Origin of the sequence: Huaxiibacter chinensis, from assembly GCF_022171985.1 — a bacterium.
Taxonomy (GTDB): Bacteria; Pseudomonadota; Gammaproteobacteria; order Enterobacterales; family Enterobacteriaceae; genus Enterobacter; species Enterobacter chinensis_A.
The window spans coordinates 349,454-358,667 of record NZ_JAJVHF010000004.1 but is presented as its reverse complement, the minus strand read 5'-3'; the positions used below and the strand labels follow the sequence as shown (position 1 = coordinate 358,667).

At 60.0% G+C, this 9,214-nt stretch carries 1 protein-coding gene; it reads right to left on the bottom strand.

Going from position 1 to position 9,214, the window contains the following annotated elements; genetic code table 11:
• Positions 1-9,194, bottom strand: a 9,194-nt coding sequence (locus LZP96_RS13400) for an Ig-like domain-containing protein (RefSeq protein WP_258926062.1), incomplete at its 3' end; no start/stop codon positions are given.
• Positions 9,195-9,214 lie beyond the last annotated feature (20 nt).

The window sequence follows — 9,214 nt, the reverse complement described above, 5'->3', positions numbered from 1 at the left end:
AGCGCGGTGTCCACCTGCAGGTTTGCGGTGTTGCTGATGCTGTTGCCCACGCCGTTCACGGCGCTGGCGTTCAGGGTGTAACTGGCCTCGCCGAGCCCGGCCAGATCGGCGGCCGGTACGGTCAGACTCCAGGCGCCGTCGGCCCCCGTGGTGGCGGTATACTGTCTGCCGTTCAGGGTCACGGTCACCTTGGTGCCTTCCGCCAGGTTGGCGCTGGTGCCGCTGACAGCCAGATCCTGCCCTTTTTCCACTGCGTTCAGCACGTTATCGCCGGAAATCGCGTCAAAGCTCAGCGACGGCAGGCCGGTATCCACGGTCACGGTGTGCGTGCCGCTGCCGGTATTGTCCGCTGCGTCGGTGACGCTGACGTTCACGCTGACCGTGCCGTCGCTCAGCCCGGAAATCACGCTGGCCGGTACGCCGACGCTCCAGTTGCCGGACGCATCCAGCACCGTGGTCCAGCTGTGGCTGCCGAGGGTTACCGTCACTTTGTCACCCGCCGCCGCGCCGGTGGCAAAGCCGCTGATGATCTGCGCCTGGCCGTGTTCGGTGACGTTAATCACGTCGTCTCCGGCGAAGGTGTTAATGCTCACCACCGGTACCGTGGTATCCACCGTCAGGTTGTGATTAACGGAGGCCGTGTTGCCCGCCTGGTCAGTCACGCTCGCCGTGACCGTGACGCTCCCGTCGCCCAGTGCCGCCAGATCTGCTGCCGGTACGTCAAGCGTCCAGCTGCCGTCTGCGCCCACCGTGGCGCTGTAGTTTTTGCCGTTCAGGGTGACAGTCACCGTCTGCCCCGCTTCTGCGGTGCTGGTGCCGTTTATGGTCAGGTCAGCCTGCGCTTCTGCCGCATTAAGAATGTCGTTCCCGGCAAGGGTACTGAGGGTGACCGACGGAGGAGTCGCGTCCACGCTGTATTCACGGCCCGCCGAAGCGCTGTTGCCGTTCACGTTGGTGACGCTCACCTGCACGCTGGCATCGCCATCCTTCAGGCCCGCCAGATCCGCCGACGGCACGGTCGCCGTCCAGTTGCCGTCCGCATCCACTTTCGCGGTCCAGGTTTTGCCACCGAAAGTAATATTGACGGTCTGGTTCTCTTCTACATTCAGCGTGGTGCCGGACAGCACCAGGTCCGCGCCTTTTTCCGCCGCGTTGATCACGTCATCGCCCGCAATGGCGTTGACGCTGATGGCAACGGTCGCCAGATCGACGGTGACGTCGTGGCTGATGGAGACAGGATTGCCTGCCGTGCTCTGGCCTGCCACGGTAATCACGACGTTACCTGCCGCCAGCGCCCCAACGTCTGCCGCCGGAACGGCTGTGCTCCAGGAGCCATCGGCCAGCACGGTCGCCGGATAAGGTTTACCGTTGAGAGTCACAGTCAGGGCTGTGCCTGCCGTCAGGCCATTGCTGGAGCCGGTGACGATCAGGTTCTGACCGTGCTCGATGCTGTTAATGACATCGTCGCCTGCCACGGTATCCACGCGCAGACCCGGCAAGTTAGCGTCGATAGCGATCTCACGCTCCGCAGAACCGCTGTTATTGACGCCATTGGTCACCGAGGCGGTGACGGTCAGATCGCCGTTACCGATGGCTGTTAAAACGTCTGCCGGGACATTCACCGACCAGGTCAGATCGCTCTGTACCGTCGTGGTGTACTGATGTCCCCCCACAGTCACCGTCACGGTATTGCCTGCTTCGGCGTTTATCACTTTCCCGCTGATGCTCTGGCCTGCCGCGACTTCGGCGGCATTGACCACGTCGTCACCGGCAATCGTATTAATGATCACTCCAGGCAGAACGGATTCGACAGTAACCGTATGTGCGGTACTGCTGCTGTTACCCACGCCATCGGTGGCGAAAGCGGTGATCTCATACAACGCTTCACCCAGCAAGCCGACCTGTTCCGCCGGAACGGTCGTGGTCCAGTTGCCGCTGCCATCGACCGTCGCACTCCACGCTTTGCCATTCAACATAATGGTCACCACGGCCCCGGTTGCCAGACCGATGGCGGTACCACTAATGGTCAGTTCCTGGCCTTTTTCGGCGTTATTGATCACATCGTCGTCTGAAACGGTGTTGATGGTGAGTACAGGCGCGGAGAGATTCACCTCCACGTCATGCGTTGTGCTGTTGCTGTTACCCGCTTTATCGGTAAGCGTCGCGGTGAGCGTGTGCTCTCCGGCAATCAATGCCCCTACATCCGCCGCCGGAACGCCAACGCGCCACTGACCCGCCGCATCCAGCGTTGCGGTGTAAGATTGGTTGTTCAGCGTCAGGGTAACCACATCGCCCGCTGCCGCACCGGTGACCTTACCGCTGACGATCAGCGCCTGGCCATGTTCCGTGCTGTTGATAATGTCATCGCCGGAAACGGTATTAATGGTCAGCTGCGGTACGGTGATGTCGACAAGCATGTCGCGATCCGCCGTTGCCGGGTTGCCCGCTTTGTCGCTTACCGTTGCCTGCACGTTCCAGGTGCCGTCGGTCAATTCACCGAGATCGGCAGAAGGAACGGTGGTACTCCAGCGTCCGTCATTACCCACCGTGGCGCTGTACGCTTTGCCGTTCAGAGTCACGTTAACCGTCTGGCCCGCTTCTGCGGTGCTGGTGCCTGTGATGGTCAGATCGGCCTTCGCCTCGGTAGCATTCAGCCGGTTATCGCCGCTGAGCGTATCGACGGTCACGGTCGGTGCGGTGGCGTCCACGCTGTATTCACGGCCCGCCGAAGCGCTGTTGCCGTTCACGTTGGTGACGCTGACCTGCACGCTGGCGTCGCCATCCTTCAGGCCCGCCAGATCTGCCGTCGGCACGGTCGCCGACCAGTTGCCGTCCGCATCCACTTTCGCGGTCCAGGTTTTGCCACCGAAAGTAATATTGACGGTCTGCCCCGGCTCCACATTCAGCGTGGTGCCGGACAGCACCAGATCCGCGCCTTTTTCCGCCGCGTTGATCACGTCATCGCCCGCAATGGCGTTGACGCTGATGGCAACGGTCGCCAGATCGACGGTGACGTCGTGGCTGATGGTGACAGGATTGCCTGCCGTGCTCTGGCCTGCCACGGTAATCACGACGTTACCTGCCGCCAGTGCCCCAACGTCTGCCGCCGGAACGGCTGCGCTCCAGGTGCCATCGGCCAGCACGGTCGCCGGATAAGGTTTACCGTTGAGGGTCACGGTCAGGGCTGTGCCCGCCGTCAGGCCATTGCTGGAGCCGGTGACGATCAGGTTCTGACCGTGCTCGATGCTGTTAATGACATCGTCGCCTGCCACGGTATCCACGCGCAGACCCGGCAAGTTAGCGTCGATAGCGATCTCACGCTCCGCAGAACCGCTGTTGCCGTGTCCATTGGTCACCGAGGCCGTGACGGTCAGATCGCCGTTACCGATGGCTGTTAAAACGTCTGACGGGACATTGACTGACCAGGTCAGATCGTCGCCTACCGTTGCGGTGTAGCTGTTCCCGCCCAGGGTCACGGTCACGGTGTCACCGGATACCGCGCCGCTCACGGTGCCGCTCAGGGTTTGCCCCGTTGCCACTTCACCGGCGTTGATCACATCATCCGTCGCGATAGGATTAATCGTGACCTGCGGCAATGCGCTATCGACAAGCACATCATGATTTGCGCTGGTGGTATTTCCGGCGTTGTCGGTCACGCTGGCGGAGATGGAATAGTGTGCTTCCCCCAGACTTCCCACCGCTGATGCCGGAACAGTGACGTTCCAGTTACCGCTGGCATCGGTGGTAGCCGTGTAATGAATGCCGTTGAGGGTCACCGTCACCGCGGTGCCTGCTGGCTGATTGCTGGTGCCGCTGAGCAGCAGATCCACGCCCTTCTCCGCCGCGTTAATGACGTTGTCTACCGCAACGGTATTGATGGTAATAACCGGTGCCGTTAAGGCGATATCCAGATCGTGGCTGGCCTGGGCGCGGTTACCCGCTTTGTCAGCGAGGGTCGCCGAAAGCGTCGCGTCGCCGTTCACCAGTGCGCCCACGTCCGCAGCCGGGATGCCCACGCTCCAGTTGCCTGACGCATCCAGCATTGCCGTATAGTCTTTGCCCATCAGCGAGACGGTAACCACATCGCCCGCCTGAGCGCCGGTTACCGAGCCGCTGACGATCAATGCCTGACCGTGTTCAGCCAGGTTAACGATGTCATCCCCTGCCACAGTATTAAAGGTGATGTGCGGGACGGTGGTATCAACCAGAAGCGTGGTGCCAGCGCTGGCCGGGTTGCCCGCTTTATCGGTGACGGAGGCAATAATCGCGGCATTGCCGTCGGTGATGCCTGCCATATCGGCTGCCGGGACGTCCAGCGTCCAGCTGCCGTCTGGCTGCACCTCTGCGGAGTACTGCTTGCCGTTAAAGGCCACGGTCACCGTCTGGCCAGCCTCGGCACTGGATGTGCCGCTCAGCGTCAGATCCGTCGCCGCCTCAGCCGCGTTGAGGATATTGTCACCGCTGACGGGATGAATCATCACCGTCGGTGCGGTAGTGTCCACGCTGTACTCTTGCGCCGAGCTGGCTCCGTTGCCATTCACATTGGCGACGCTCACCTGCACGCTGGCATCGCCATCCTTCAGGCCCGCCAGATCCGCAGACGGCACGGTGTAAGTCCAGTTACCGTCGCTATCAACCGTGGTGGTATAGGTTTTGCCACCAAACGTTATGCTGACGGTCTGCCCGGCTTCCACATTCGTGGTCGTGCCAGACAACGTCAAATCCTGACCTTTTTCCGCCGCGTTCAGCACGTTATCTACGGTCACGCTATTGATTGAGATCGCGACAGGTGCAAGGTCGACATCCACAATCGTGCCAATGGTCACCGGATTATCGGAGGCATCCTTCGCACTGGCGGTGATGTTCAGCTCGCCCGCTGCCCAACCGGCAACGTCGGAGGCCGGGATTGCCGCCTGCCAGGTACCGTCCGCGAGGACGGTTGCCGCATACTCTTTTCCATTGATGATGATGTTGACCGTGCTGCCTGCCGCGAGATCGGTGCTGGATCCGCTCACGATCAGGTTTTGCCCGTGTTCGATAATGTTGATCACATCATCGCCTGCCACGGTGTCGATCCGTAGACCCGGCAGTTGTGCATCGACGGTGAAATCCAGCGAGGAAGAACCGGTGTTGCCGTGGACATTCGTCACGCTCGCCGTGACGGTTAAGTCGCCATTACCCAGCGCGTTCAGGATCTCCGCACTCAGTGGCAGGCTCCAACTCAAGTCATTCTGTACGATAGCGGTATAGGTTTTACCGCCCAGCGTCAGGGTCACGACATCCCCGGCGGCGGCGTTTGTCACGGTGCCCGTCAAGGTTTGACCCGCGGCCACTTCGCTGGCGTTAATAATATTGTCGCCCGCAAGGGTATGCAGCGTCACCACCGGCAGCGCGCTGTCAACGAGCACGTCATGGGTGGTCGAAGCAGTGTTACCCACGCTGTCGGTGACTGCCGCGCTCACGGTGTAGCGGGCTTCACCCAGAGCGCTGACGGCGGAGGCTGGAACGGTGACCTGCCATTGCCCGCTGGCGTCGGCGATCGCGACATAGTCAATGCCGTTCAACGTCACGGTGATTGACGTGCCTTGCGGTTGATTGCTGGTACCGGACAGGATCAGATCGCTGCCTTTCTCGGTGGCGTTGATCACATCGTCAGCGGCGAGCGTGTCAATGGCGATCGTCGGGATCGCGGTATTCACAATGACGTCCAGAGAGCTGCTGCCCGTATTACCCGAGCGATCGGTCACCGAGACGTCCACGTTCCAGGTACCGTCTGCCAGACCCTGAACCACTGACGCAGGGAGGCCAAGACTCCAGTGACCGGATGCATCAACGACGGTAGTGTATTCGACGTCATTAATGGTCACCGTTACCCGATCGCCCGCCGCCGCGCCAGTCACTGAGCCGCTCAGGATCTGTGCCTGCGAATGCGCAGTGTGGTTAACGGTGTTGCTGCTGGTAACAAAATCATCGATCGTCACCTGCGGCACGGTGGCATCCACCAGCCCGACGCGATCGGTGCTGCTGCTGTTGCCCGCCACATCACTGACGCTGGCGGTCACGGTCAGCGTGCCATCCGCCAGTGCGCCAACATCTGCCGCAGGCACCGTCAGTTGCCAGGTACCATCGTTTTGTACCCTGGCCTGATACTGTTTGTCGCCCAGCATCACGGTGACAGTCTGGCCCGGTTCGGCGTTGGAGGTACCGCCCAGCGTCAAATCTTGTTGCGCTTCTGCCGCGTTGATAATGTTGTCCGGCGTCAGATTATCGAGCGTGATCGTCGGCGCCTGGGTATCCACCACCACCACGCGACCCGCATCTGCACTGTTGCCGCTCACGTTCGTGACGCTCACGCTAATCTGTGCGCGCCCGTCGCTCAGGCCATCCATCGCCTGGGCGGGAACGGTGACGCTCCAGCGACCGTCCGCCTGCACCTGCGCAGTGAAGGTCCGATCGGCGAAGGAGATCACCACCGTCTGGCCCGCTTCAACGCCCTGGGTCTGACCGTTAAGGGTCAGATCCGTCCCTTTTTCAATTGCGTTCAGCATGTCATCCTGCGAAACGGTCTCCAGGGTGATCGCAACCGGGTTGAGATCAAGCGAGATCGGATGCTCAGCCGTGATGATATTTTTCCACGAATCCTGCGCGCTGGCAGAGACCAGCACATCGCCCGCGGGCCAGTTTTGAAGATCCGCGGCAGGCACACCAATTTGCCAATGACCGCTGGCTGTCACGACCGCCAGGTAGTCAATCTGATTAATGGTGACGGTAATTTGCGTACCTTCCGCCAGATGGCTGCTGGACCCCGTGACGCTCAGATCCTGATTCTGTTCAATGGCATTAATGACATCATCACCCGAAACGGTATTCACGCGTAATCCCGGAATAGCGGCGTTAATATTGATGTCGCGTTCGCCGGTGCCGGTGTTGCCATGCGCGTTGGTTACCGAGGCGCTGAAGGTCAAATCGCCATCGCCAAAATTCTTGAGATCGGCTGTCGGAAGGGTGACGCTCCAGGTCAGATCGCTTTCGACCGTTGCGGTGTAGTTTTTCCCGCCTACGCTAATCGACACCGTGTCTCCCGGTGCCGCACCCGTAACGCGTCCGCTCAACGTCTGGTCCACGGCAACTTCCGCATGGTTGACGAGGTTATCACCGGCAAACGTGTTCACAATCACCTGCGGCAATACGGTGTCCACCAGCAGATGCCCCTCGGCCATGCCGGTGTTGCCTGCGCTATCAGTACCACTGACGCTTACGGTATAGAGGGTGTTCGCCAGATTCAGCACGTCCGTCACCGGAATCTGCACGGCCCAGACGCCATTTTCTACCGTCGTTTGATAATTCACGTTGTTTAACGTAACGGTCATCACAGTGCCATCAGGCAGATTGCTGGTGCCGCTCAGGCTCAGTGGCTGTAAGGATTCCTGCGCGTTCAGAACGTTATCCTGGCTTATCGCGTCCAGCGTAAACTCAGGCGGGTTACCGCTCAGCGTAATACCCTGCGTTGCGCTACCCGTATTGCCAGCCGCATCGGTGACCGAAACCGTAAAGGTATGCTGTCCTTCCCCCAGTGACCCAAACACAGAGGCAGGAACGCCCACGCTCCAGCTCCCGTCGACCTGAACCATGCCTGTAAAGGTGTGATTGCCCAACGTCACGGTCACGATATCCCCTGCCGCCGCGCCGCTTGCATGGCCGGTAATCACATGCGCCTGACCCTGCTCAGCGGTGTTGAGTACGTTATCGCCTGCCACCGTATTCACGGTCACCACCGGTGCGGTAGTATCAACGCTGAACGAAGAGGTGGTTGAGGTTGGATTGCCTGCTTTATCGCTGACATTCACCGTCAGAGTATGATCGCCCTCGCCCAGCGCATTGACCTCGCTGGCGCTCAGAGTCAGCGACCATTTGCCATCGCTGCCCACGGTGGCGGTGTGATTTTTGCCGTTCAGCGACACCGTAACGATCTGGCCTGCTTCGGCGCTGGTGGTGCCACTGACGATCACCGGCTGCCCGTGTTCAGCGGCATTAATAATGTTGTCCTGTGAAAGCGTATCAACCGAAAGCGACGGTGGCTGGGTATCCACAGTCAGGGTTTGATGACCGCTGACGGTATTGCCCGCAGCGTCTTTCCCGCTTACGGTCACGGTCCAGGTCCCCTCGCTCAACGCCCGGGCATCCGCCGTCGGGATGCTGACACTCCAGGTCCCGTTCGCGCCCACGTCTGCGCTATAGGTTTTGCCATTCAGCGTCACCGCCAGTTGTGTGCCCTGCGCCAGGCTTTTGCTGGTGCCAGACAGGGTAAAGCCTGCGGATTGTTCGCTGGCATTAATGACGTTATCACCGGCGGTGGTGGCCAGCGTAACGGCCGCATCCGCAGTGTCCACCGTCACCGTAATGTGACCTGCGGAGGTGGTTTTACTGCCGTCGATCTGCACCACGGACCAGGTATGTTCCCCGTCGGTTTGCGTGGGCAGTTTAACCGTCCAGGTTCCGTCTTTACCGACCATCGTGCTGGCGATAGTGCTGCCGTTGCTGTCCTTTATCTGAATGGTTGCACCCGGCTGACCACTACCACTGAAGGTTGGGGTGTTATCGTCCGTGATCTCTTTTGCACTCAGCAGCCCCTGCCTGTCACCCGCTTTATCCGTGACCATAAAGGTCGGCGTCGCGCTTTCAACCTCTTTGGTATTGTCGATGACCTTCGTTTTCGTCTCGCCGTCGCCACCATGGGCCAGCAGTGCGCCAATAGCCCCGCCGCCCAGCGCCGCGCCCGCGATCCAGCCCCAGGGCGCATCACTCAGGACACTTCCCTGCTCAAGGAAAGGTTCAATACTGGTAATCGGGGTCGCGCTGGCGGTTAACTCGGTTGCCGCCAGGCCCGCCGTCTCCCCCATCTCTGCGAAGGAAATATGAGTCAGTTCCTGTTGATCGTTAAATACCAGCTCAGACTGGTTTTGCGTGTCAGGATCCTCGATGAAATAGTTATTGCACCGAATAACGCTGCCATCTTTCATGTAAATCAGCAGATCCTTGCCCTGACGCATATAGCGCGCGACATCCTGGGCAGAACCGTGAATTTCAATGACGCTTGGCCCGGAGACCGATACCGACAGATTACCTTCTCCCGTCAGTACCGTTTTTTCTGCGGTTTTACGAATGATGACATCAACAATCTTAACCTTACTCATATTATTCTCCTTGCAGGCGT